This is a genomic window from Bradyrhizobium sp. GW821-FHT13H05 (assembly GCF_058804065.1).
The window spans coordinates 1-24,081 of record NZ_JBXAPO010000008.1 but is presented as its reverse complement, the minus strand read 5'-3'; the positions used below and the strand labels follow the sequence as shown (position 1 = coordinate 24,081).

General features: G+C 64.8%; 25 protein-coding genes. 5 read left to right on the top strand and 20 right to left on the bottom strand.

The genetic code is table 11. From position 1 onward, the window contains the following. Nucleotides 1-200 precede the first annotated feature (200 nt). Complete coding sequence (locus AC1RR3_RS23445) at nucleotides 201-509, top strand: hypothetical protein (RefSeq protein WP_211396687.1); 309 nt, start codon at nucleotides 201-203, stop codon at nucleotides 507-509. Nucleotides 510-571: 62 nt separating this feature from the next. On the opposite strand, the gene arfB is transcribed toward AC1RR3_RS23445, so the two are convergent. From arfB to AC1RR3_RS23410, 7 genes are all read right to left on the bottom strand, one after another. Then, nucleotides 572-988, bottom strand: coding sequence for an alternative ribosome rescue aminoacyl-tRNA hydrolase ArfB (gene arfB, locus AC1RR3_RS23440; RefSeq protein ID WP_492825468.1), 417 nt, complete (start codon nucleotides 986-988; stop codon nucleotides 572-574). A gap of 116 nt (nucleotides 989-1,104) precedes the next feature. After that, nucleotides 1,105-2,478 carry a M16 family metallopeptidase gene (locus AC1RR3_RS23435; RefSeq protein WP_492825467.1) on the bottom strand — a complete coding sequence of 458 codons (1,374 nt, stop codon included), beginning with the start codon at nucleotides 2,476-2,478 and terminating at the stop codon, nucleotides 1,105-1,107. Beyond that, on the bottom strand, nucleotides 2,475-3,866 hold the full coding sequence (locus AC1RR3_RS23430) for a M16 family metallopeptidase (protein WP_492825716.1): 1,392 nt from the start codon (nucleotides 3,864-3,866) through the stop codon (nucleotides 2,475-2,477). The genes AC1RR3_RS23435 and AC1RR3_RS23430 overlap by 4 nt, the downstream gene beginning before the upstream one ends. A 204-nt stretch (nucleotides 3,867-4,070) precedes the next feature. After that, nucleotides 4,071-4,805, bottom strand: coding sequence for a hypothetical protein (locus tag AC1RR3_RS23425; protein WP_492825715.1), 735 nt, complete (start codon nucleotides 4,803-4,805; stop codon nucleotides 4,071-4,073). Nucleotides 4,806-4,911: 106 nt separating this feature from the next. Then, nucleotides 4,912-5,406, bottom strand: a complete 495-nt coding sequence (gene lspA, locus AC1RR3_RS23420; protein ID WP_492825466.1) for a signal peptidase II — start codon at nucleotides 5,404-5,406, stop codon at nucleotides 4,912-4,914. 9 nt (nucleotides 5,407-5,415) lie between these two features. Next, nucleotides 5,416-8,424, bottom strand: coding sequence for an isoleucine--tRNA ligase (gene ileS, locus AC1RR3_RS23415; RefSeq protein ID WP_492825465.1), 3,009 nt, complete (start codon nucleotides 8,422-8,424; stop codon nucleotides 5,416-5,418). A gap of 200 nt (nucleotides 8,425-8,624) precedes the next feature. Further along, complete coding sequence (locus AC1RR3_RS23410) at nucleotides 8,625-9,596, bottom strand: bifunctional riboflavin kinase/FAD synthetase (RefSeq protein WP_492825464.1); 972 nt, start codon at nucleotides 9,594-9,596, stop codon at nucleotides 8,625-8,627. Nucleotides 9,597-9,826: 230 nt separating this feature from the next. Between AC1RR3_RS23410 and AC1RR3_RS23405 the strand changes: the two genes are divergently transcribed. Continuing rightward, nucleotides 9,827-10,222: a response regulator gene (locus AC1RR3_RS23405; RefSeq protein ID WP_007596883.1), complete on the top strand. Its 396-nt coding sequence runs from the start codon at nucleotides 9,827-9,829 to the stop codon at nucleotides 10,220-10,222. 121 nt (nucleotides 10,223-10,343) lie between these two features. Here the strand turns inward: AC1RR3_RS23405 and AC1RR3_RS23400 are convergent, their stop codons facing one another. The 9 genes from AC1RR3_RS23400 to uvrC form a co-directional block, all read right to left on the bottom strand. Further along, nucleotides 10,344-11,198 carry a TIGR01459 family HAD-type hydrolase gene (locus AC1RR3_RS23400; RefSeq protein ID WP_492825463.1) on the bottom strand — a complete coding sequence of 285 codons (855 nt, stop codon included), beginning with the start codon at nucleotides 11,196-11,198 and terminating at the stop codon, nucleotides 10,344-10,346. Nucleotides 11,199-11,213: 15 nt separating this feature from the next. Further along, nucleotides 11,214-12,704 carry an EAL domain-containing protein gene (locus AC1RR3_RS23395; RefSeq protein ID WP_492825462.1) on the bottom strand — a complete coding sequence of 497 codons (1,491 nt, stop codon included), beginning with the start codon at nucleotides 12,702-12,704 and terminating at the stop codon, nucleotides 11,214-11,216. Nucleotides 12,705-12,904: 200 nt separating this feature from the next. After that, on the bottom strand, nucleotides 12,905-14,029 hold the full coding sequence (locus AC1RR3_RS23390) for a YihY/virulence factor BrkB family protein (protein ID WP_492825461.1): 1,125 nt from the start codon (nucleotides 14,027-14,029) through the stop codon (nucleotides 12,905-12,907). Continuing rightward, entirely contained in the window at nucleotides 14,029-14,628 is a 600-nt protein-coding gene (locus AC1RR3_RS23385; protein ID WP_492825460.1) for a phage holin family protein, read from the bottom strand. The genes AC1RR3_RS23390 and AC1RR3_RS23385 overlap by 1 nt, the downstream gene beginning before the upstream one ends. An 83-nt stretch (nucleotides 14,629-14,711) precedes the next feature. Then, on the bottom strand, nucleotides 14,712-15,671 hold the full coding sequence (gene prmB, locus AC1RR3_RS23380) for a 50S ribosomal protein L3 N(5)-glutamine methyltransferase (RefSeq protein ID WP_492825459.1): 960 nt from the start codon (nucleotides 15,669-15,671) through the stop codon (nucleotides 14,712-14,714). After that, nucleotides 15,671-16,153 (bottom strand): molybdenum cofactor biosynthesis protein MoaE, encoded by a 483-nt coding sequence (locus tag AC1RR3_RS23375; protein WP_492825458.1) that lies wholly within the window; start codon nucleotides 16,151-16,153, stop codon nucleotides 15,671-15,673. The genes prmB and AC1RR3_RS23375 overlap by 1 nt, the downstream gene beginning before the upstream one ends. Nucleotides 16,154-16,156: 3 nt before the next feature. After that, a complete protein-coding gene (gene moaD, locus AC1RR3_RS23370; RefSeq protein WP_492825457.1) occupies nucleotides 16,157-16,408 on the bottom strand; it encodes a molybdopterin converting factor subunit 1 in 252 nt (83 codons plus the stop codon). Next, nucleotides 16,405-17,022, bottom strand: a complete 618-nt coding sequence (pgsA, locus tag AC1RR3_RS23365) for a CDP-diacylglycerol--glycerol-3-phosphate 3-phosphatidyltransferase (protein ID WP_492825456.1) — start codon at nucleotides 17,020-17,022, stop codon at nucleotides 16,405-16,407. The genes moaD and pgsA overlap by 4 nt, the downstream gene beginning before the upstream one ends. Nucleotides 17,023-17,128: 106 nt before the next feature. Next, complete coding sequence (uvrC, locus tag AC1RR3_RS23360) at nucleotides 17,129-19,186, bottom strand: excinuclease ABC subunit UvrC (RefSeq protein WP_492825455.1); 2,058 nt, start codon at nucleotides 19,184-19,186, stop codon at nucleotides 17,129-17,131. 248 nt (nucleotides 19,187-19,434) lie between these two features. Between uvrC and AC1RR3_RS23355 the strand changes: the two genes are divergently transcribed. After that, entirely contained in the window at nucleotides 19,435-20,058 is a 624-nt protein-coding gene (locus tag AC1RR3_RS23355; RefSeq protein ID WP_492825454.1) for an outer membrane protein, read from the top strand. 102 nt (nucleotides 20,059-20,160) lie between these two features. Here AC1RR3_RS23355 and AC1RR3_RS23350 read toward each other — a convergent pair whose 3' ends face one another. The 4 genes from AC1RR3_RS23350 to AC1RR3_RS23335 all read right to left on the bottom strand — a co-directional run bounded on the left by AC1RR3_RS23350 (nucleotide 20,161) and on the right by AC1RR3_RS23335 (nucleotide 22,870). Continuing rightward, complete coding sequence (locus tag AC1RR3_RS23350) at nucleotides 20,161-20,376, bottom strand: cold-shock protein (RefSeq protein WP_008544396.1); 216 nt, start codon at nucleotides 20,374-20,376, stop codon at nucleotides 20,161-20,163. Between the two features lie 253 nt (nucleotides 20,377-20,629). Then, nucleotides 20,630-21,490, bottom strand: a complete 861-nt coding sequence (locus AC1RR3_RS23345) for a 23S rRNA (adenine(2030)-N(6))-methyltransferase RlmJ (RefSeq protein WP_492825453.1) — start codon at nucleotides 21,488-21,490, stop codon at nucleotides 20,630-20,632. Nucleotides 21,491-21,585: 95 nt separating this feature from the next. After that, the gene (locus tag AC1RR3_RS23340; RefSeq protein WP_492825452.1) at nucleotides 21,586-22,290 is read right to left on the bottom strand and encodes a ribonuclease T2 family protein; all 705 of its coding nucleotides are present in this window, start codon (nucleotides 22,288-22,290) and stop codon (nucleotides 21,586-21,588) included. Between the two features lie 118 nt (nucleotides 22,291-22,408). Next, nucleotides 22,409-22,870: a hypothetical protein gene (locus AC1RR3_RS23335; protein WP_492825451.1), complete on the bottom strand. Its 462-nt coding sequence runs from the start codon at nucleotides 22,868-22,870 to the stop codon at nucleotides 22,409-22,411. Between the two features lie 182 nt (nucleotides 22,871-23,052). Here AC1RR3_RS23335 and AC1RR3_RS23330 point away from each other — a divergent pair, with 182 nt between their 5' ends. Continuing rightward, nucleotides 23,053-23,346 (top strand): hypothetical protein, encoded by a 294-nt coding sequence (locus AC1RR3_RS23330; RefSeq protein ID WP_492825450.1) that lies wholly within the window; start codon nucleotides 23,053-23,055, stop codon nucleotides 23,344-23,346. Nucleotides 23,347-23,408: 62 nt separating this feature from the next. Next, nucleotides 23,409-23,936 (top strand): DUF3617 domain-containing protein, encoded by a 528-nt coding sequence (locus tag AC1RR3_RS23325; RefSeq protein ID WP_492825449.1) that lies wholly within the window; start codon nucleotides 23,409-23,411, stop codon nucleotides 23,934-23,936. The last annotated feature ends 145 nt before the right edge of the window (nucleotides 23,937-24,081 follow it).

Here is a 24,081-nt window from a genome sequence, read left to right as displayed (position 1 = left end):
GGGTCGCGTTGTTCCGCGCTGCCGCATATGCGGAGGACAATTCCGCGAAACCGCCGTCAAATCCCTAAACGATCACCACACGAGGCAGATTGCATTGCGATCGCGCCGCTCGAACTCTCTACGCGATGAGCTGGTCTGGTGCAGGCGGGCGGCGCAGGACGCAGCCGACCCGTTCATCGCGAAAAATCCAGGAGAAATGGATGAAGTTGGTGAAGACCTCTGCAATCGCATGCGCCGTCTCGGCCCTCATTGTGACACCCGTTCTCGCGCAAGGTACGTCGTCTGGCGCCAAGCCTGGCGGCACCGTGCAAAGCAAACCCATGCAAGGCAGCACGATGGGAAGCGGCGACGAGGAGATGAACGCCCAGCCGGGCGCGGCGGGCGAGACGACGGGCATGAAGCCGACGAAAGGCACCAGGGGCACGGTCGGCACCACAGGCAGTGCTGCGCACAAAGGGACCGCCGACGATTCCGCGACGGGCGGTGCAGCCACGGGCAAGCGCTACTAGCCAATGGAGTGAAACGGCAGAACTCCGGTCGCGCTGCGGCCGGAGTTCTTTTGCTGCGCCCGCTAGTCGTCGAAATCGCGCCCGCGCTTCGACTTGACGTCGCTGCGGCGCTTCTTGCCGTCGAGCCGGCGTTGCTTGGAGGCAAAGGTCGGCCGCGTCGCGCGCCGCGGTTTTGGCCGGATCATCGCCTCGCTCAGGATCTCGACCAGCCGGTCGATGGCGTCCTGCCGGTTACGCTCCTGGGTCCGGAAGCGCTGGGCGTGGATCACGATGACGCCGTCCTTGGTCATGCGCTGACCGGCAATGCGGGCGAGCCGGATCGCCGCATCCTCCGGCAGGGTCAGCTTGCGCGTGTCGAAGCGCAGCTGGGCCGAGGTCGAGACCTTGTTGACGTTCTGCCCGCCCGGGCCGGAGGCGCGGACAAAGTCAATCTCGATGTCGTCCTCGTCGATGACGAGATCGCGGGATATCCGCAGCATGTTGGCACCATTCGTGATGCCCGGACATATCCCGGACGTTCACGTTCGGCAATGGTGCATGCCGGAAACGCAAATGGCCGGGACATGCCCGGCCATTTCTGGAGACGTCAGGGACGTCAGTTCGACTTCGTCGCCGGCGCTGCCGCTGGCTGCGCGGCGGCCTGCGGGGCGCGGCCGACGACGACGGTCAGCAGACCTTGGCCCCAGAGCCGCCTGGCGGCGGCCTTGGCGTCGTCCAGCGTCACCGCATCGACGATGGCGTTGCGCCGTTCGATATAGTCGATCGGCAGCTTGTCGTGCTGATATTGCAGCAGCGCCTGCGCGAGCTTGGAGGAGGTGTCCAGCGCCAGCATCTGCGAGCCCTTGAGGTACGACTTAGCCTCGTCGAGCTCCTTCTGCGTCGGGCCCTCTTCGGCGATACGGCGCACTTCCTTGTCGATGGCATCGATGGTGTCGCCGGCGCGGTCGGCGCGGGTGCCGGTGTTGCCGATGAAGATCGCCGAATGCTCCATCCACAGCAGAGATTCGTAGACCGAGTAGGCGAGGCCGCGCTTCTCGCGGACCTCGCGGTAGAGCCGCGAGGACAATCCGCCGCCGCCGAGGATGTGGTTGACGACATAGGCGGCCATGAAGTTCGGATCGCTGCGCTTCACGCCGGGGCCGCCGAAGGTGATGACGGTCTGCGGCACGTCGAGCGGAACGAAGGCGCGCTGCGGCGGTTTTGCCGCCTCGACGTCGGCGACCGGCGTGAGATTGGCTTTCGCGGGCAGGCTACCAAAAGTGTGGTCGAGCAACTTGCCGAGAGTCGCCGGATCGACGTCGCCGACGACCGCGACCTTCAAAGTGTCCTTGGCGAGCACGCGGCCGACATAGTCCTTCATGTCGGCGATCGTGATGGTCGGCACGCTGTCCAGCGTGCCGTTGGTCTGCCGGCCGTAGGGATGATCGCCGAAGGCGACCTCGAGGAATTTGCGGCTGGCCAGCGACGACGGATTGGTGGTCTCGCGGCGCAGGCCCGAGATCACCTGCGAGCGAATGCGCTCGACATCGGCGGTGTCGAAATGCGGCGAGGTCAGCGCGCTCCTGAGCAGGTCGAAGGCCTCGTCCTTGTTGTCGCGCAGCATGCGCAGGCTGCCGCGGAAGGTATCGCGACTGGCACTGAACGACAGCTCGATGGCGCGGCGCTCGAGCCGCTCGTGGAAGGTCTTGGAGTCGAGATCGCCGGAGCCCTCGTCGAGGAGGTCGCCGACCAGATTGGCGACACCCGACTTGTCCTTGGGATCCTGGGCCGAGCCGCCGGCGAAGGAATATTCCATGGCGATCAGTGGCACGGTCGCGTCCTGCACGAACCAGGCCTCGATGCCGCCGGGCGAGACCAGACGCTGGATCTTTGCCGCGGCCTGCGACGGCGAGATCGCGGCGAGCGCGAGCGCCGCGCCGGTGACGAAGGACAGCGCGAAGTGACGCGTGCGAAGGAAAGGATAGGTCACGAACGCTTCTCCTCGCGCTTGGTCGCGGTGGTGTCCTTGATCAGATAGCCTGTCACCGAACGCTTCTTCTCAAGCCATTTCTGCGCCACGGCGCGCACCTGATCGGCGGTGACAGCCTGAATGCGGTCGGGCCAGCTCCTGATATCCTCGACCGACAGGCCCGTGGTCAGTGCGCCGCCATACCAGCGAGCCAGCACCGCCTGATTGTCCTGAGCGTAGATCGCTTCCGCAATCAGCTGGGTCTTCACGCGCTCAAGGTCCTCGGCGCGGATCGGGTTCTGCGCGACATCGGCGATGACGCCGTCGATCACCTGCTCGACCTCGGCGAAGCTGACGCCGGATTTCGGCGCGGCCGAGACCGCGAACTGGGTCGGATCGAGCGAGATGCTCGAATAGCTGGCGCTGGCGGACACCGCGAGCGGCTTGTCAACGACGAGCGCGCGGTAGAGATAGGAGTTGTTGCCACCGCCCATCAACTGCGCCAGCACGTCGAGGGCCGCACTCTCGCCGGCCGCGGCCGTCGTTGCGGAGGGCACGAGATAATAGCGCCGCACGCTCGGCTGTTCGACGCGTGGGTCGGCCAGCGTCACGGTGCGCGGTGCAGCCGGCTCCGGCTCCTGCGGCCGGACGCGGCGTGCCGGGATTGCGGACTGGGCCGGGATCGAGCCGAAATTGCGCTCCACCAGCGGGCGGATGTCGGCGGCCTCGACGTCGCCGGCGATCACCAGAATCGCGTTGTTCGGCGCGTAGAAGCGGCGGTAGAAGGCGAGCGCATCCTCGCGATCGAGCTTCTCGATCTCCTGATGCCAGCCGATCACCGGCCGGCCGTAGGGATGGTTGAGATAGAGCGCGGCCATGACCTGCTCGTTGAGCCGTGCATCCGGATTGTTGGCGACGCGCATGTTGTACTCTTCGAGCACGACGTCGCGCTCGGGCAGCACGTTCTCGTCCTTGAGGATGAGGCCGGTCATGCGGTCGGCCTCGAACTCCATCATGGTCGGCAGCTGTTCTTTCGGCACGCGCTGGTAGTAGTTGGTGTAGTCGACCGAGGTCGAGGCATTCTCGTTGCCGCCGACGCGGAGCACGGTCTGGGAGAATTCGCCGACGGGATGCTTCGACGTGCCCTTGAACATCAGGTGCTCGAGGAAGTGCGCGAGCCCGGATTTGCCCGGCGTCTCGTCGGCCGAGCCGACCTTGTACCAGATCATCTCGGTGACCACGGGGGTGCGGTGGTCCGGGATCACCACGACCTGCAGGCCGTTGCTGAGCGTGAAGCTGGCGGGCGGGGCCGATGTCACCGTGGTCTGGGCGAGCGCGGCGCCGGCTGTCAGGACACTCGTCGAAAGCAGCGCGGCAAGGAGGCGGGCAACCGATCGGTTTGCGAACATCATGATCCCTAGTGAAAGGCCGAGCCCGGATGTCCGGCTCGGAGGCGCGGCATAGTATGCCGTGCGGCTGAGGCTTCGCATCACGAAGCAGAGAACTCAACGCATAGGCAAGTTACTGATAAGCAATTTAGGAGCCGCGTCCGGCGTGCAAGAGCCGCCGGCGCCCGGTTCGCCTCTGTCAGGCCTCGCGGCGGGCAAGGGGCGCTATTGCTCCTTGTCCTTGCCGGACATGATGTCGAAATAGGTCCGCCGCGACTTGTCCTCGCCGGCGCCATAGGCATAGCTCGGCGACGGCGTCTGATAGCCCGGCGGCGGCTCGACCAGCGACTGGCGCGGCGGCTCGGCGGTGAACTGCTTGTTCTCGGCTTTACCGCCGACGCCCTTCATCATGTTCCACAGGCCGCCGGTGAAACCGAGCTCGGCGGGGCTGAGCGACGGGTTGCCGTTGGTGCCCGGCTGGATCGGATCGTTGCTGGTGCGCTCTGGGGCAGCTGCCGTGCCGGCTTTCATTTCGGCGGGCGTCAGGGGCTGGGCCGCTTGCCAGTTCTCCGTCGCCTTGACGGCCTTTTTCCGCTGGGCGATGGCCTCCTTGCGGCGCCTCTCGTCGGGGTCCTTGGGCCAGTTCGGCGCGTTCTTGGCTTCGGTGCCGGCGGGCGGCGGCAGGTCGAGCTTGGGCGGCACCACCAGCGGCGACCGCTCGCGGTACTCGATACCCTTCTTCTCCATGTTCTTGGCACCGATGCCGGACATCAGATTGTCGATGAGCTTCTCTTCGAAGGTCATGTCGTCATCATCGCCGTCGTCGCCGTCACCGGCGCGGACCGGACCGGCCGACATGACGAGGCCGATGCCGAGCGCGACAGCGGACAATTTCAACGCCTGCCAGAGCCCCGATTTGGGGTCTCGAACCATCGAACCGCTGGTCTTCGAGCTGCGCATCACTGTACCTGTTCCATATTGTGGCAGATTGCTGCTCTTTGCCGCTCGCACGCGGCCAATCCTCGCAAAAAGCAAGGTTCCGCCTGCCAGCCCGTATCGGCCGGGATCAGGGCGCTTTTGCGGCGGGTACCCCCAGGAAGGAATCATACAATAGGGCTGCTACCCCGGCAACGATGGCCACGTCCGCGAGGTTGAAAACGTACCAATTATAGGTATTTCCGCCGATCTCGATATGGAACAGGGCGAAATCGACCACCGCGCCATAGGCGAAGCGGTCGATGCCGTTGCCGATGGCACCGCCGATGATCAGGCCCAGGGCGACGGTGGCAAGCCGGGTATGGGACCGGGCCATCCAGATCGCCAGCGCGACCACCGCGATGGCCTTGACTGCCATCAATGCGAGCTGGGCTGCCTGGCTGTCGTTCTGGAGCCAGCCGAAGCTGATGCCGATGTTCCAGGCCAGCACCAGGTCGAAGAACGGCGTCACCTGCACCACGCCCTTACGGGCGAGGTCGAACACGTTCAGCAGCCACAGCTTCGAGGCCTGGTCGGCCAGGAGCGTGACGATGGCCGTGAAGATGCCGGCGCGGAGCGGGGCCATGGCCGGGGATCAGACCCCCACCCCCAATGCCTTCCATTCGCGCAGCGCCTTGGCGTCGCGCGGGGTGACGTCGGGGTATTCGGCATCTTCGCCGACCGTCGGCGAGATCTTCCAGGACCGGGCGCATTTGGTGCCGACCGCCTTCTCCACCACGACCGCGACACCGGGCACGGCATCGAGACGGAATGCGCTGGCCGGCGCCTCGCCCTCACGCACCTCGTAGTTCGAGGTGATGCAGACCTCGGCGAGATCGATGTCGAACAGCGTCGCCAGCATATCGCGGTCGGCGACATAGATCACCGGCGAGGCCTCCAGCGACGAGCCGATGTTCTTGGCGGCGCGTTCGAGCTCCAGCGCACCGGTGACGACGCGGCGGACGTTGCGGATCGTCTCCCACTTTGCGGCGAGCTTGTCGTCGCGGAGCTTTTCGATATCTGCGGGGAAGAGGGTCAAATGGACCGACGGCTCCGCGTTCGGCCGGAACATCCGCCAGGCTTCGTCGGTGGTGAAGCTCAGGATCGGCGCGAGCCATTTCAGCAGGGCATCGCACAGCATCTCGATCGCGGTGAGCGCCGCCTTGCGCGTCACCGAGGACGGTGGATCGCAATACAGCGTGTCCTTGCGGATGTCGAAGTAGAACGCCGACAGCTCGGAGTTCATGAAGGCCGAGAGGCTTGCGACCACGGTCTTGTAGTCGAACGCGGCATAGGCCTTGCGAATGGTTTCGGCATGGCCGGCCAGCTCGTGCAGCATCAGCCGCTCGAGCTCGGGCATCTCGTCATAGGCGACCTTCTCGCTCGCCTTGAAATGATGCAGCGTTCCGAGCATCCAGCGGACCGTGTTGCGCAGCTTGCGATAGGTCTCGATGGTGTTCTTCAGGATCTCCGGGCCGATGCGCTGGTCGTCGGCATAGTCGGTGGCGCAGACCCACAGGCGCAGGATATCCGCGCCCGAATCCTTGATCACCTTCTGCGGCTCGACGGTGTTGCCGATCGACTTCGACATCTTGCGGCCGTTCTCGTCGAGCGTGAAGCCGTGGGTGAGCACGAAGTCGTAGGGCGCGCGGCCGCGCGTGCCGGCGCTTTCCAGCAGCGAGGAATGAAACCAGCCGCGATGCTGGTCGCTGCCTTCCAGATACATCACGGTGTCCTGGCCGCCGTCGACCTTGCGGACGATATTGCCGAGCTGCGGGAAGTTCTGGCGATCCTCAAGCACGAAGGCGTGCGTGGAGCCGGAATCGAACCAGACGTCGCAGATGTCGTCGACCTTCTTCCAGTCCTCGCTCGCGCGTTCCCCAAGGAAGCGCTCGCGCGCGCCGTCCATGTACCAGGCGTCAGCGCCTTCCTCCATGAAGGCTTCGGCGATGCGCTGGTTGACGATCTCGTCCTGCAGGATCTCGGCCGAACCGTCGCTCTTCTCGCGCACGAACACGGCGATCGGCACGCCCCAGGCGCGCTGGCGCGAGATCACCCAGTCCGGGCGATTGGCGATCATGCCGTTGATGCGGTTCTCGCCCGACGGCGGCACCCATTGCGTGACCGAGATCGCATGCAGCGCGCGGGCGCGCAGCGTGTCGCCCTTCTTCGCATGGCCGTTCTCGCTGATGTCCTTGTCCATCGCAATGAACCATTGCGGCGTGTTGCGGAAGATCACCGGCTTCTTCGAGCGCCAGGAATGCGGATATTGGTGCTTGAGGCGACCGCGCGCCAGCAGCTTGCCGGCCTCGATCAGCGCCTTGATCACGGCTTCGTTGGCGTCGCCCTTCTCGCCCTTGTCGTTGAGCACGCGCTTGCCGGTGAAGCCCGGTGCGTGGTCGGTGAGCGCGCCATTTTCGTCGACGGTATAGGGGATGGTGGTGTTGATGCCGCGCGCTTCCAGTTCGCGCGCATTGGCCATCCAGACGTCGAAGTCTTCGCGACCGTGACCGGGCGCGGTGTGCACGAAGCCGGTGCCGGTGTCGTCGGTGACGTGATCGCCGGGAAGCAGCGGGACCGTGAATTCGTAACCGCCGCCGACGCCTTTCAGCGGATGGGCGCATTCCACCGCGTCGAGCGTGTCGGCGGGGATGTCGCGCACCTTCTTGTAGGCGGTGACGCGGGCCTGCTTGAACACGCTCTCGGCCAGCGCATCCGCCAGGATCAGGAGATCGCCATTTTTGGCCCAGTTATCCGCGGGCGCGTTGGTGACCTCATAGAGGCCGTAAGCAATCTTCGGCGAGAAGGAGATCGCGCGGTTGCCGGGCAGCGTCCACGGCGTGGTGGTCCAGATCACGACGCTGGCCGAGGCGAGCGCGCCGTGGGCCGGAGACGTGACGGGAAACTTCACCCACACCGTGTCGGAGGTGTGGTCTTCGTACTCGACCTCGGCCTCGGCCAGCGCGGTCTTTTCGACCACGCTCCACATCACAGGCTTGGAGCCGCGATAGAGCGTGCCGTTGGCGGCGAACTTCATCAGTTCGCGGGCGATCTGCGCCTCGGCCGGGTAGCTCATCGTCTGATAGGGATGGTCCCAGTCGCCGATGATGCCGAGGCGCTTGAACTCCTCGCGCTGGACGTTGATCCAGTGCGTCGCATAGGCGCGGCATTCTTTCCGGAACGCCACCATCGCGGCGGAGTCGCGGAAGTCCGGCTTCTGCTTGCCCTTGGAGCGGTAATTCTCCTCCTCGATCTTCCATTCGATCGGCAGGCCGTGGCAGTCCCAGCCGGGCACGTAATTGGAGTCGAAGCCGAGCATCTGCTGGCTCTTGGTCACGACGTCCTTGAGGATCTTGTTCAGCGCGTGCCCGATATGGATGTTGCCGTTGGCATAGGGCGGGCCGTCATGCAGCACGAATTTGGCGCGGCCCTCGGCTTCCTGGCGCAGCTTGTCGTAGAGGCCGATGTCGTTCCAGTATTTCAGGATCTCCGGCTCCCGCTGCGGCAGGCCGGCGCGCATCGGGAATTCGGTCTGCGGCAGGAACAGGGTCTTCGAATAGTCTTTGACTTCAGAATTTTGGGACTTCTGCGGCTTTTCGGACATGATGCTGACTGGCTCGGAATGGCGCGGAAACGGATGGCGATGCGGAATCGCGGGGCGGAACGACGAAATCCCGGTCTTGCGCCGAGCCGAGAGCTCAGGCGGAAGCCGGGCCGCTAATCCCTATGATGCGCCGCGCAAACATGAGCACTCCATAGCAGCCGGCCGGGGGAAGCGCAAAGGTCGGACGGACCGGTTCGGCCTCAATCAAGCGTCCCCAGCTTCGGAAAGGCGTCCGGGGCGGCGGCCAGCATGGCGCGGGCACGGGCGGAGTCGTCGTCCATCTGGCGGACCAGGGCCTCCAGGCTGTCGAATTTCAGCTCCTCGCGGATGAAGCCGACGAAGGCGCAGTCGAGCGCCTGCCCATAGAGGTCGCCCTTGAAGTCGAACAGGAAGATTTCCAGCAGCGGCGCGCCATTATCAAAGGTGGGACGGCGGCCGAAGCTCGCCACTCCGTCCAGCCGCTCAGGCCCGCGGCCGACCCGCACCGCATAGATGCCGTGCTTGAGGCCGCAATTGGCGTCCAGGCGGATGTTGGCGGTGGGATAGCCGAGGTCGCGGCCGCGCTTCTCGCCGTGGATCACCTCGCCGGTGATGAACCAGGGGGCGCCCAGCATGGTGGTGGCCTCGTCGATCTGGCCTTCGGCGAGCGCGATCCGGATCGCGCTGGAGGAGACCGGCCGCTCGTCGATATCGATATGCGGCTGGACGTCGACCTCGATGCCGAGCCGGGGCGCCTCGTTGACCAAGAGGCTTGGCGAGCCGACCCGTCCCTTGCCGAAATGGAAGTCATAGCCGACCGCGATGCCGCTGACGCCGAGGCGCCCGATCAGGTCATGGTGAATGAAATCTTGCGCGCTGGTGCCGGCCCTTGCCTTGTCGAAGGTCATGACGACGGCGCCGGCAAGCCCGGTGCCGGCCAGCAGCCGCAGCTTGGCCCGCTCGTCCGTCAGGCGGAATTGCGGGGTGTTCGGGCTGAAAAAGCGCCGTGGATGCGGCTCGAAGGTCAGCGCCAATGCAGGGCGGCCATGCAGTCGGCCCATCTCCAGGGCCGCCGCGATCACCGCCCGGTGACCAAGATGAACCCCGTCGAAATTGCCCATGGCGACCACGGCACCCCTTAAAATCGCGGAATCCGGCGTTGTGTCGCGGATAATGGTAAAATGCGCGGCCATCAGGGGAATTCTCGAAGCGGCAGGACCGGTTCGGACCGTGGCTTGACCGGCCGGATGAAGTCAAGCGGCAGGGGCGCGGGGGGATTGAACGTGATTCAATCCTTCGGGGGCGCCCGCGATTAACGCGCTGTTTAACGCCTTGGTGCTAGTGCTTGGAATGTGGAACTGCAGGGCCAGAGCCCCGACAGGTCCGATTGTAACATTCCTGGGTTTGCGTTGGGGGAGTCGAGATGGCGGTTGATTTGTCGATGTCGGTTCTGGTGGTTGATGACTACAGCACCATGATCCGTATCATCAGGAATCTGCTGAAGCAGCTTGGCTTCGAGAATATCGATGATGCCAGCGACGGTTCGGCAGCGCTGAACAAGATGCGCGGCAAGAAGTACGGGCTCGTGATTTCCGACTGGAACATGGAGCCGATGACGGGTTACGACCTGCTGCGCGAAGTGCGTGCGGATCCGAACCTCGCCACCACGCCCTTCATCATGATCACGGCGGAATCCAAGACCGAGAACGTGATCGCGGCCAAGAAGGCCGGCGTGAACAACTACATCGTCAAGCCGTTCAACGCGGCGACGCTGAAGACCAAGATCGAAGCGGTCTTCCCGGACATGGCGAGCGCGTAAGCGCGCAATCGAAGCCATCGGTTGATTTCGGAAGGCCCGGGCGGTTGTCCCGGGCTTTCTGTGTTAATCCCGTCATTCCGGGTTCGGTGCTACGCACTGCCCCGGAATGACGGTCAGAAAATCACCACTTCAATTCGCGCATCAGCGCCTTCGGCGGGTGGCCGAACAATTCCATCACGGAAGCCGGGTCGAGCTGGTCGAGGCCCTCGAACTCCTCGGCATGGATGCCGCGGGTGACGAACAGGCAGTCGATGCCGAATTCGCGCGCGCCGGTGAGGTCAGTGCGGACGGAATCGCCGATCGCCAGCACCTTCTTCCGGTCGATTGGGTGGCCCTGGCGTTCGCCGGCCAGCCGCATCGCGCGCTCATAGATCGGCCGGTGCGGCTTGCCGTAGAAGATCACCTCGCCGCCGAGCTCGCGATAGAGCTCCGCGATCGCGCCGGCGCAATAGATCAGCCGGTCGCCGCGTTCGACCACGATGTCGGGATTGGCGCAGACCAGCGTCAGCTTGCGCTCGCGCGCCTGCAGCATCATGCCGCGATAGTCTTCCGCCGTCTCGGTCTCGTCGTCGTAGAGGCCGGTGCAGACGATGTAGTCGGCCTCTTCCAGCGGCGCGGTCGTGGCATCGAGGCCGCGATAGATCGAGTTGTCACGCTCGGGTCCGAGCCAGAACATCTTGCGGCCGGGATGCTCGGCGACATAGAGCCGCGTCAAATCGCCTGAGGAGACGATCGCGTCATAGGTCTCATCCGCGACACCGAGCTTGCGCAATTGCCGCTGCACGGAGTCGGCCGGGCGCGGCGCATTGGTGATCAGGATCACCGTACCGCCGCGGCTGCGATAGGTGTGCAGCGCCTCGCAGGCCTCCGGGAAGGATTCCAGGCCGTTATGGACCACGCCCCAGATGTCGCTGAGCACGACGTCCACACCGCCCACGAGCTCGCGCAGGCTTTCGGCGAAATGCAGCGTGGTCATGATGCGCGCGGCCGATCAGATGCGCCGCGCGAGCGCCGCGCTGCCGGTGGTGATGCGTTGGGTTGGAGGTGCGGCAGACGTCGCGCCAGATGTCGTGCCTTGGCTGGGGGAAGCGGAGCCATTGGATCCCTGAATATCCTGCGCCTGGTTCGGCGAGGCCCCGCCGGTAGCAGATGCCCCTTCGGGCCGCAATGGCCGGGGCGGCGCGAACAGGAACCCCTGGCCGAACCGCACGTCATAGTCGAGCAGGTCGACCACTGCACGTTCGCCTTCAATCCGCTCGGCGATCAGGTCGATGCCGAAGCGGCCGAGCAGGTCGGAGAGATCGGAGGGGTGGATGTCCGAGGTCGAGGCCTGCCTGGGGTCGAGCAGGAGGGACGCGGGCACCTTGATGAAACGCACGCCGCGGTCGGCGAGCTCGCGCGGTTCGATCCGCAAATCCGTGACGTGGTCGATCGAGAAGCGGAAACCGCGCTGGGCCAGCGCTGCGAGATTCTCGGTCTCGGCCGGCCCGAGATTGCGGAAGGTCGACTGCTTGAATTCGAGCACCAGCGACGGCGCCAGCGCCCGGTTGGCTTCGAGGAAGTCGAGGCACTGCGCGAAGCTGGTGGAATTGCCGAGCGTGGAGGCCGCGACGTTGCAGAACACGCCGACGTCCTTGTTGCGCACCATCAGGCGGCGCAGCACCTGGACACAGCGCAGCATCACCATGTTGTCGATGCGCCCGATCAGGCCGGAGGCCTCGGCGATGCTGATGAATTCCTCGGCCGCGATCAGCTGTTCGCGCTCGTCGCGCAGCCGGGTCACCGCCTCGTAGAAGCGGACCTTGCGCTGCGGCAGCGTCACCATCGGCTGTAGGAAGATATCGATGCGGTTCTCGTCGATGGCGTTGCGCAGCGTCGCCAGCATCTGGGTCTGGTTGCGTCCATTGACCGTCTGAACTGCATTGGCGGTCCGAACCGCCGGCGCAGGCCGTGGCGGCGCTGCGGGGAGCGGAGGAGGGGCAACCGGCCGCTCCTCAGGCATTGCAATCAGGTCGATCGGCGCCTCCGGTTCCAGCCTCGAGACCGGGATGGGGGCAGGCGCCGGCAACGGCGCGTTGCCGGCCAGCAGATCCTCATGGGTCGATACGGTGGTGGCGAGTTGCCTGACCAGCCCGCCGAGCTCGTTGATCTCGCCGATCACCGACTGCACGCGGTCGGCGTTGGTCGAGTTGGACGAGGCGATGCGTCCCTCGATCGCAGCTAACCGGCGGCCGAACTCGGCGACCTGGCGGGCGAGGTCGGCGGTGCCGCGGGAGAGGTCAGCGATCTGGCCGCCGACGTCGCTGCGGTCGCGCAGCCGCATCGACACCGCGTTGTAGAGGATCAGGAAGGTCAGGGCAGTCAGCGCCACGATCGCGGATTCGGTTCCGCTGATGCCGGCGACCGCGTAGAGCACAAGCCCGAGCGAGGCCGCGACCAGAACCATGCAAATGGCGATGAAGATCGTCGAAATGCGAATCATGCCGCGCGTTACGCCTCAAGAGCTGACTGTCTCACCCGGGAAAACACGGGTCATTGTGCGAACCCGTCACGCCTCATGCTCCCCCAATCCGCACGAGCCTAACATCATTGTTGATTCGAGGGGATAGCGGCTTCCGGCGTGCGGGTTGAGGCGGCCCGTGCAAGTCCGGGCTCCGGCGCTGGCGTGCAGGGATGGTGGAATCAGGATGGTGCGGCGGCACCGACCGTGTCGGCCGAGACGGCCTCGCGGCTGCCGAGCGGCTTGGGCCGTCCGGTGGTCGTGTCGCGCAGTGTCTGCCGCTCGATCTCCGAGTTCAGCTCGGCCCCGAACAGGATCACGATGGCCGACATCCACATCCACATCATCAAGCCGATCGCCGCGCCGAGCGAGCCATAGGTCGCGTTGTAATTGGCGAAGGCCGAGAGATACCAGGACAGCAGCGCCGAGCCGGCGATCCAGAGCACGGCAGCCGTCACGGCGCCCACGCTCAGCCATTGCCAGCGCGGTGCGTCCCGACTTGGCCCGAGCCGGTAGAGCAGCGCCAGCGCACCAAGCAGGAACAGGAGCAGGAGGGGCCAGCGCGCAATCGCGATGATCAGCTTGCTTTCGGGCGCGAGCCGGAGGTGATCAAGGGCGAGCGGGAAAGCGACGACCGCGCCGACCATCAGGAGCAGCGCCACGATGCCGCCGACCGTGAATGCCAGCGACACCATATTGAGCCGGATGAAGCCACGCTTCTCGCGTTCCTCATAGGCGACGTTCAGGGCGTCGATGATGGCCTTGACGCCGGCATTGGCGCTCCAGATTGCGAGCGCGAGGCCGAACAGGAAGGTCGTGCCCAGCTCGGCATTGCCCTTCGAGACGACGCGGGCGACCTGGTCGCCGATGATCTGGTAGGTGCCTTCCGGCAGCATCACCGCCAGCGTCTGAAGATTGTCGCCGATGGTGACGGGATCGGCGAACAGGCCGTAGAACGAGACCAGCGCGGTGACAGCCGGAAAGATCGCGAGCAGGCCGAAGAACACGACACCGGCTGCGGTGGCGAGCAGGCGATCGTCGTCGATGCGGGGATAAGTCCGCCAGAGGATGTCCTTCCAGCCGGCCCAGGGGATCGTGAACGGGTTCTTGGAGCGACGGCCACGACCGGGCTGCGCGGCCGCATGCGCTGGATTGGTCTCGGGCGAACTGGCTTCGGAATTGCGGTGGTCCGGAGTGGACGCCGGCCGGCTGAAGCCTTGGAAATACCGTTCCGCCGTCAGCACAAAGACGGTTGTGGCGGCGACCAGGAGCCAACTGTCGAATTGTCCTGGCCGCGGCGTGGACATCACGTGTCCAGTCGGTGGCTACGGTGCTTCCGCCGCACCACCGTCACGCCCAACAATCCGGCGGCTGCGACCATCAAGCCAAGCTGCAGCGGCCGGTTGTTGCGGACCGGCTTTGCCCTGCTGCCGTTACCTCTTGCGCCCGGTTTCTCATCTGGCCCGAGTGGCACCAAAGGAATGGTCGTCGCGACCTCCCTGACCGCCTGCTTGACGGTTCCGCGCGGAATGCGCGGGGTGGCGATCGCCACGCGCAGGCGACTGGCAAGCGGCACGATTGGCCTGGTCTTTCGATTCATCTGCGCCATGGCCACGCCGGCGCAGGCTGCCGCCAGCACCAGCAAGACGGAAGCCACGGCGCCAAAGCCCCAAAACTGCCCGTAGGTGATGGCAACCCAGCGGTACAGAGCGATCAGGCCGACAAAGAAGGTTGCAATCACGAACAGCCCGGCTGCCGCAAACAATCCCGCCGCGACCGCATAGGAGGTCACGTGTCCGGTGGCCTGATTGGTCCGGTCACGCAGATAGGATTGCGTGGCACGCTTGAGGTGGTTGAGTTTCAGCGCCATGCCGGCGCGCAGCAATTCGCCCGATGGCGCGAGCATGCGGACATCCTCCAAGACAGTCGTCGGTGGATGAACGTGGCGGAATTTGACTTGTTCCGCCGAGGCGGCTCGGCCGTGACGGATCAGCCGAGATCGGCGGCCGAAATCCAGAACACCTCGCCCTCGGAATCCTCGGTGTCCAGCCATAGCAGCGGCAGTTCCGGAAAGGCCTCGTCGACCAGGTCGCGGCCGCGGCCGATCTCGCAGATCAGCCCGCCCTCCGGTGTCAGGTGATCGGGCGCGTCGCGCAGGATCCGGCGCACCACATCGAGACCGTCGGCGCCGCCGTCGAAGGCGAGCTTCGGCTCGGCACGGCACTCTGGCGGCAATGCCGCCATGCCTTCGGCATCGACATAAGGCGGGTTGGTGATGATCAAATCGTATCTGCTGTCGCCGAGCGGGGCGAACAGGTCGCCGCGATGGAGCGTGACCCGCTCATCGAGCCCGTGCTCCCCGACATTGCGCGCGGCAACTTCGAGCGCGCCCTTCGAAATATCGACCGCATCGACCGCGGCGTACGGGAAATGATACGCGGCGAGGATCGCGAGGCATCCCGAGCCCGTGCAGAGATCGAGCACCCGTTCGACCGCCGTGGGATCGTCGATCAGCGCGCCCGCCCCATCCTCGCCGCCGAAATGCGTCTCCAGGAGCTCGCCGATGAAGGAGCGCGGAACGATGACGCGCTCGTCGACATAGAAGGGCAGGCCGCGCATGTAGATCTTGTTGACGAGATAGGCGGCCGGTTTGCGCGTGGTGACGCGCTGATGGATGAGATCGAGGATGGTCTTGCCTTCCGCAGCCGTGACGCGGGCGTGGGCAAAGGCCTCGAACTGGTCGGGATGCAGATGCAGCGCTTCGCAGACCAGGAAGGCTGCCTCCGCGACCGGATCGGTCGTGCCGTGGGCAAAGGCGAGCCTGGCCTCGACGAAGCGGCTCACTGCATAGCGGACGAAATCGAGCAGCGTGAGAAGCTCGCCGGGGCCGACTTTGGCAAGCTTCGGCGCGGCGCGGCCGCGCGCGGTCTTTTTCGCAACTCTTGCCATCAGGATTTGGTCCAGCGTGCGGCGGCCTCGTCGTCACGGGCGTGGGCCTCGACCCAGCCTGTTCCGGTGGCGCTCTCTTCCTTCTTCCAGAACGGCGCGCTGGTCTTGAGGTAGTCCATCAGGAACTCGGCCGCCTCGAACGCCGCCTTGCGGTGTTGCGAGGCAGTCAGCACCAGCACGATGTTCTGGCCAGGCATGAAACGGCCGACGCGATGAATGATCGTGACGCCGTTGAGCGGCCAGCGCGATGTGGCCTCGTCGGCATGGCGCTTGATCTCTTCTTCTGCCATGCCGGGGTAGTGTTCGAGCGTGAGCGCCGAAACCTTTGCGCTGTCCTCGTCGGCGCGGCAGATGCCGGAGAAGCTCACGACGGCGCCGATGTCGGTCCGGCTCTCGGTCAGGACCGCGATCTCGCGCGCGATGTCGAAATCATCCTCTTGAATGCGGATGGTGACGGGGCAGCTGGCAATTTTGGAGGTCATGGCCTAACCGCCGGTCATCGGCGGGAAGAACGCGATCTCGCGGGCGCCGGCGATGGCGGCGTCCGACTTGACGTGGGTGTGGTCGATCGCGGTGCGGATCACCTTCGGCTTCTCGAACGCATGGGCATAAGCCTCGTTCTGGCCGGACAGCCAGGCGATCAGCTCCTCGACGGTGCGCACCGTTGCCGGCGGCTCGATCGTCTCCTCGGCCTTGCCGACGCGCTCGCGGACCCAGGCGAAGTATTTCACCTTCATCCCTCATCCTCCTTGATGAGGTGATGGATGCCGGCGCGGAAATAATCGTAGCCGGTGTACATGGTCAGGATCGCCGAAGCCCAGAGCAGCGCCAGTCCGATCATCGAGACCACGGGCACCACCTCGTCGCCGGCAGGTCCCGCGAGCAGGAAGCCGATCGCGATCAGCTGGACCGTGGTCTTCCATTTCGCGAGCTTGGTCACGGGCACGCTGACGCGCAGCGCGGCGAGATATTCACGCAGGCCCGAGACCAGGATCTCGCGGCACAGGATCACGATGGCGGCCCACAGCGACCAGCCGTGGATGATGCCGTCGGCGGCGAGCATCAGGAGGCACGAGGCGACCAGCAGCTTGTCGGCGATCGGGTCGAGCATCCGGCCGAATGCCGACTGCTGATTCCAGATCCGCGCATAATAGCCGTCGAGGTAGTCGGTGACCGCAGCCGCGATGAAAATGGCGACCGCGAGCCAGCGCAGCCACAGCGGCTGATCCAGGATCGACTGCGCGTAGATGCACCCCACCACGACCGGGATCGCGGCGATCCGGCCATAGGTCAGGATGTTCGGGAGGGACATCGCGCGGCTTGTCGTCCCTCGTGTCGTGGCGATGTTCATCCGTCCTACCAATACCGCTCATGCCTGAAGGTCAACCGTCCCGCTCCCAAATGGGGTGCGGGATGCGACGACCATATGACCCTGGCCCCCTTGGGCCCCCTTTAGTTCACCCCGGCTGGGGATGGAAATAGTCGAAAATCCTGCGAGCGCTTTCGGCGCTCACCCCCGGAACCTTGCCGAGATCGGCGATCGAGGCCCGTTCGATCTCCTTCAGGGTTCCGAAATGGTGCAGCAAGGCACGTTTGCGTGACGGGCCGATGCCCGGAATCTCCTGCAAACCGGCCTCGCGGATGTCCTTCTTGCGCAGCTTGCGGTGCGAGCCGATGACGAAGCGGTGGGCCTCGTCCCGCAGCCGCTGGATGAAATAGAGCACGGGGTCGCGCGGCTCCAGCTTGATCGCCTCGCGCTCCGGCATGAACAGGGTTTCGCGGCCGGCATCCCGGTCCGGCCCTTTGGCGACCGACATCAGTGACACCTGGGTCAGGCCGAGATTTGCAAAGATTTCCCTGACGGCGTTGAGCTGGCCGCGGCCGCCGTCGATGATGACGAGGTCGGGCCATTGCGGGAAATCGTCGTCCTTGACCTTGGCAGCCTCCTCGGGCGGATTGATCAGGCGCTTGAAGCGGCGCTCCAGCACCTCGCGCATCATGGCGAAGTCGTCGCCCGGCGTGATCCCTTCCGACTTGATGTTGAACTTGCGGTACTGGTTTTTGACGAAGCCATCGGGCCCGGCGACGATCATGGCGCCGACGGCGTTGGTGCCCTGGATGTGGCTGTTGTCGTAGACCTCGATGCGCTTGGGCGCGTGGGGCAGGTTCAGCGTCGCGGCTATGGCGTCGAGCAGGCGGCTTTGGGTTGCGGTATCGGCGAGCTTGCGGCCGAGCGCCTCGCGCGCGTTGGTCAGCGCGTGGGTGACGAGCTCCTTCTTCTCGCCACGCTTGGGCGTGGTGACCTCGACCTTGTGGCCGGCCTTGATCGACAGCGCGTTGGCGAGCAGCTCGCTCTCCTCGATCTCATGCGAGAGCAGGATGTTCTTCGGCGGCGGCTTGTCGTCGTAGAACTGGGCAAGGAAGGATCCCAGCACTTCCTCCGGCGTATAGGTCTTCTCCGCGCGCGGGAAATAGGCGCGGTTGCCCCAGTTCTGGCCGGTGCGGAAGAAGAATACTTCGACGCAGAAGAAACCGCCCTCCTGGTGGACCGCGAACACGTCGGCTTCCTCCACGGTGCGCGGATTGATGCCCTGCTGCGACTGGATTGCGGAGAGCGCGGCGAGGCGGTCGCGGTAGAGCGCCGCGGTCTCGAATTCGAGCTCACCGGCCGCCTTCTCCATCTCGCCGGCAAGCTCCTGCTTCACCGCCTGGCTCTTGCCGGACAGGAAGTCGGTCGCCTCGCGCACCAGCGTCGTATAGCCGGGAAAGTCGATCTCGCGGGTGCAGGGGCCGGCGCAGCGGCGGATCTGGTAGAGCAGGCAGGGCCGGCTGCGGCTCTCGAAGAAGGAGTCCGTGCAGGAGCGGATCAGGAACGCGCGCTGCAGCGCCGTGATGGTGCGGTTGACGGCGCCGGCGGAGGCGAACGGGCCGAAATAGCGCCCGGGCCGCGACTGCGCGCCGCGGTGCTTCAGGATCTGCGGCGCCCAATGGTCGCCGGTGATCAGGATGTAGGGGAACGATTTGTCGTCGCGCAGCTGCACGTTGAAGCGCGGCCGCAGCTGCTTGATGAGGTTGGCTTCCAGCAGCAGCGCTTCGGTCTCGGTGTTGGTCGAGACGATCTCCACGGTCACCGTGGCCGCGATCATGCGCAGGATGCGCGCCGGCTGCTGCGCGCTCTGGCGCGCATAGTTGGACAGGCGCTTTTTGACGTTCTTGGCCTTGCCGACATAGAGCACGTCGGCATTCGCACTGAGCATGCGGTAGACGCCGGGCGAGGTCGGGGCGAGGCGGACCGCGCGCTCGATCGCCTCGTGGCCGGTCGCCAGCGGCTCGTCGCCGACCGCACCGCTCTCCTCCAGGATATCGGGCAGCAGCGCATCGTCCTCGTCCTCGCCACCGGTGGTGGCGGGATCGACGTCGGGCGCCGCCAGTCCCTCGGGTGGCGCGTCGGTCGCAGCAGCCCGCGGCGCTTTGCGCGTACGGTCGTCCGGATTGTCGGTGGAATCGTGAACCATGGAGCGAATTTAGGCGCTGGGGGGACCGATTTGAAGTTCCGGCCGTGCTGCACGCACAGGATGGCGGCGCAGTTCCCGGTAACGCTTGCTTAAGCCTGTTAACAGCGCGGTAACCCGGCTTAACAGGCCTTTAACTTAAAACTCTCGATAAATCTTACGCGAAAAGTTCTTGGCTCCGTAACCATGCGGTTTCGCCTCGCGCGGCGGCGCAGGCATCGCGGGGCGGGTAGTTGCGTTGGAGAGTACCGATGAAGAGGTTCGTTGTGGGCGCAGCCGCGTTGGTTGCTGCCGGCTGGACAGCTTCGGCAGAAGCCGCCGATCTCAGTTACGGGCAGCGTGCCCCCTACACCGTCAATCAGCCGCTCAACGCCTATAGCTGGGCTGGCCCCTATCTCGGCGCCAATCTCGGCTATGAATGGGGTTCGGTGAGCAACTCTCCCGTGAAGCCCTCCGGCTTCGTCGGCGGCGTGCAGGCCGGCTATAATTTCCAGAACGGGCCGTGGGTGTTTGGCGTCGAGGGCGATATCCAGGCGGCCGGTGCCGACGACACCTTTGCGCCGTGGAAATTCTCCAATCCCTGGTTCGGCACCCTGCGCGGCCGCGCCGGCTACACCTTCAGCAACGTGCTGTTCTACGGCACCGCGGGTCTCGCCTTTGGCGAGCTGCGTGCGCAGACCTTCGGCTGGACGGAGTCGCACACCAGCGCCGGCTGGACCATCGGTGCCGGTGCGGAAGTGGGCTTCGCGCCGAACTGGAGTGCCAAGCTCGAATACCTCTACATCGATCTGTCGACGAGTCAGTTCGGAATTACGGGCGTGTCAAACGGCTATAGCGCCAGCGTTGTGCGCGCAGGCGTGAACTATCACTTCTGATAGCTGAAGAAGAAAAGACCGGACAACAACCTCCCGGCCGCTCGCGGCCGGGACTTTTTTGCGCCAGGTGTTCTTCGCGCGAAGTGTTCGCTTGAAAACGCGCTAGGAGAGGATGACTAAATTGACCGCTTTCGGTCCCTTCCCCTTCTTGTCCGGCTCGACTTCAAAAGTAATGCGCTGTCCTTCGGCAAGGTCCTTCAGTCCCGCCCGCTCCACAGCAGTAATGTGCACGAAAACATCGCGACCACCGTCATCCGGTTTGATGAAGCCGTAGCCGCGCTCGCCGTTGAAAAACTTGACCGTTCCCGTCATGGCCATCGGGAAACTCCCCCTCATTGCTCCTCCGTCGCGACGCAGACTCACGTCACGACATGACCGGGCCTTACGAAGCCCGGGAGAGCTGGCCATCCTTGGGCGGGCCTCATCGGCCCGGTTGGATCTTTCTTAGGCCTTCACTCCGCCGCAACCATTCGCGGAAGCGGAACGTAAAGCCAGTCACGGAAACAGCATAATACGGTTCTTTGCAGATTGACTACCGCTACTGCATATTTTTCCCAAGAATGCCGGAGTGTTACGGCTTTGGGATCTCTAATCGGAATCTGGCAGCGCCGCCCTGGCCGAGCGGCATTTCCAGCTCTGGCAGGATCGTCTTGAGTTCGCCCTGCAGCGTGTAGGGCGGATTGACGACCAGGAGACCGGTGGAGGTGAGAGCTGCGCCGTCGAGTTGCGGCGCGACGCTGAATTCGAGGCGCAGGCATTTTCCCGGCGGCTTTGCTGCGGCTGCGAGACGCGCCACAAGCTGCGCCAGCGTATCGGTGGCGCGCCGGCTCTTGGCCGGGTACCAGATTACATAGATACCGGTGGGCCATTTCGCGAAGGCTGCCGAGAAGGCCTCGCCCAGCTTTTCGAACTCGTCTTTTGCCTCGAAGGGCGGATCGATCAGCACAAGCCCGCGCCGCTCCTTCGGCGGCACGAAGGCCGGCAGCGCCATCCAGCCGTCGAGATCGACCACGCGGGCCTGTTCGTCGTGGCGCAGCACATTGATCAGCGCTTTCCGCGCCTTTGGCTCGAGCTCGCAGGCGACGAGGCGATCCTGCGGCCGCATCAGCCCGCGCGCGATCAGTGGCGAACCCGGATAGGCCTTGAGCTCCCCCTTTGGATTGAAGGCGCGGACGATGTCGAGATAGGGCTTTGTCAGCGCGACGGTGTCGTTCGACAGGCGCGCCTGCATCAGCCGTGCGATGCCGGTCAGCCACTCGCCGCTGCGGCGCGCCTCATCGCTTTCGAGATCATAGAGCCCGGCGCCGGCATGGGTGTCGATGATGCGGAACGCCCCCGGCTTGTCCTGGAGGTAAGTGATGATGCGGGCGAGCACGATGTGCTTGATGACATCGGCGAAGTTGCCGGCGTGGAAGGCGTGGCGGTAGTTCATGGTGGAGAGTTACGACATCGCGCGATGAAAGTAACTCCCGTCATGCCGGGCTCGCGCTTCCGCGCGCCCCGGAATGACGATCGGAGAGCTTGGCCTCAACCACCCCTGATCGGCGGCATCGTCACCTGGTCGCGGCGGCAGGCGCGGCGGTCGGTTTCCTCGCAGGCGCGGAATTGCAGGTCCTTGCTGAGGCAGATGCGAACCTCGGAGAGCCGTGTCCGGTTGCAGGTGACCGAGACGGCGGCATTGCTGAGGCCCGGATTGGCCTTGATGAAGGCCTCTTCGACGTCTGCCGGCGCCACGGTCTTGGCCTGCGACAGGTCGAGATATTCGGTCGGAATCTTGATTGCGGCGCGGGCTTTCCGGATCGTCTCGAAATAATTGCGGTCGGTCAGCCCGGAGCAGGTGCCGTGCTTGTCCCACTCGTTGAAGATCAGGCCCGGCGCCGGCATCAAATCCAGCATGGACGAGACGATGTTGCGATTCAGCCGCGGCGACGGCCGCTGGCAATATTCCGGAAAACCGCTCTCATATTGCGGCCACAGCCCATGCACGACGAAAGCGTAGGGCCGTCCGCTGCACTGGATCTGGGAGCGGCCGCCGCGTTCGGCCGCCTCCTCGCAGAACGAGGGCGACCACGACAGCGACAGCACATAGAAATCGAATTCACCGGGGGCGTTCTGGCGCCTGTCCTGGGCCTGCGCGCCACCTGCCAGCGCCACGAGGCCGGCGGCAAGGGGCAAGGCGAGGGTCAGCGAGATCAACAGGCGGGAGAACGAATGCAATCTGGAATGAAACATGGCGACGCCCCTCAACTAGACTGTGTATCGAGCCTAGCAGGCGATGAGAACATTTCAAGAACAAATTTCAAGCGGCCACCGCCCGGCTCCCGAACGGACCGAATCAGGGCTTCCTGACTTACTGCCTGGCGGCGCGGCAGGCCGGATTATAGGCCCAGTCGCGGTCGAGCCCGACCACGCACCATTCGACACCATTGCCGTAGCCGGCAAAACCGCCATCCTCGATGATCGAGAAATGCACCTTGCGCATCTTGCCGTCGGTCAGCATGGCCTCACCGGTGCAATAGCGGCGCGGAATGTTGTCGGACTGCCAGGGCCGGAACGCGACCTCGCGAACGGCAGCGAAGCCCGTGATCTTCAACGAGGAATTCCAGAACGAGCTTTCCTTTTCCCAGAACTGGGTGGCGATCGTCGGCAGTGCCTTGTCACAATCGGCGACGGCGCCGTCATAGCGCGGCCCGCTCAGCCAGAAGTTCATCTCGAGCGGATTGGCGGCCCTGGCCTCACCGAGCGACAGCGCCCCGAACATGAGGCCGAGCACGGCGGCAAAGCGGAACGATTTCAGAGAAGGGGCGCGCATGGGTAATCCAGACAGCTGGTCTTGCGAAGGTTGGACGGTGCCGCGAAGGCCGGGGGAGGTCAAGTGCAACGCGGCAACACTTCGCCAGGAGTTGACCATAACGCCGCAGCCAACTGGGCTTCAGTTCTTTTCACTTCCGTCCCGGCACCGTAAACTGGTCCCAACCAATTGGAGTGACGGGAATGCGAATCATTGCGGCCGCGGGCGTTCTTGCCCTGGGTATCATGGCGAGCCAGCCGGCGCGCGCCGATCTGCTTCCTGTGCCTCCGTTCAAGGGCAACGACACCGGCGGCATCATCGCCTATTCGATGGCGACCCAGACCGATGCACGGCAGGTCGCGGTCGATCACTGCGCGCGCTACGGCAAGGTCGCCAAATTCCTCGCGATACAAGCCTATGAGGGCGGCTACATCTCGTTCTCATGTCGCTGGGTGCCCTATGGCGCCGCCGACCAGCCGATCCGCACGCTGTACTGAGGCGCTTCAAGTCCAAAGGCGTTTTGCGTAACGCCGCAATCTCTCAGCCGGGAGCTTCCCACATGACGCGCAAACTCGCTTTGCTCGGCTCGGCCCTTGTTGTGTTGTCGGCAGGCGTGGCCTGTGCCGACGATCTGCCGGTGCGCAAGGCCGGCCTGTGGGAATTGAAGATGGTCAGGAGCGGCTCGGCGATGCCGGAAATGACCATGCAGCACTGCACCGACGAGACCGTCGACAAGGAGATGAACAACAACGTCTCCCCGATGGCCAAGCAGATCTGCGCCAAGCAGGACATCAGGAAGACCGCGACCGGCTATGTCAGCGATTCCGAGTGCAGCGTTGCCGGCATCAGCACGACCTCGCACGCCGAGATATCAGGCGATTTCAACTCGGCCTATACGGTGAAGACCTCGTCGCACGCGCAAGGCGGTGCTGCCGGCGCTGCGGGGCGCGACACCACCATGACCCTCGAAGCGAAATGGCTCGGCGCCTGCAAGCCGGACCAGAAGCCCGGCGACATCGTGATGCCCGGCGGCTTCAAGATGAACGTGCGCGACGTCGACAAGCTGAAGGCGCTGCTGCCGAAGTAGAGTGAGATCGTAGTTCGTAGCCCGGATGGAGCGCAGCGAAATCCGGGGCCTTCGGTCGCGATGGAAGAGTCCCGGATTGCGCTGCGCTCCATCCGGGCTTCTGTAACGGGCCTCAGTTAGTCAATCCCTTTTTGCGTCATCCTCT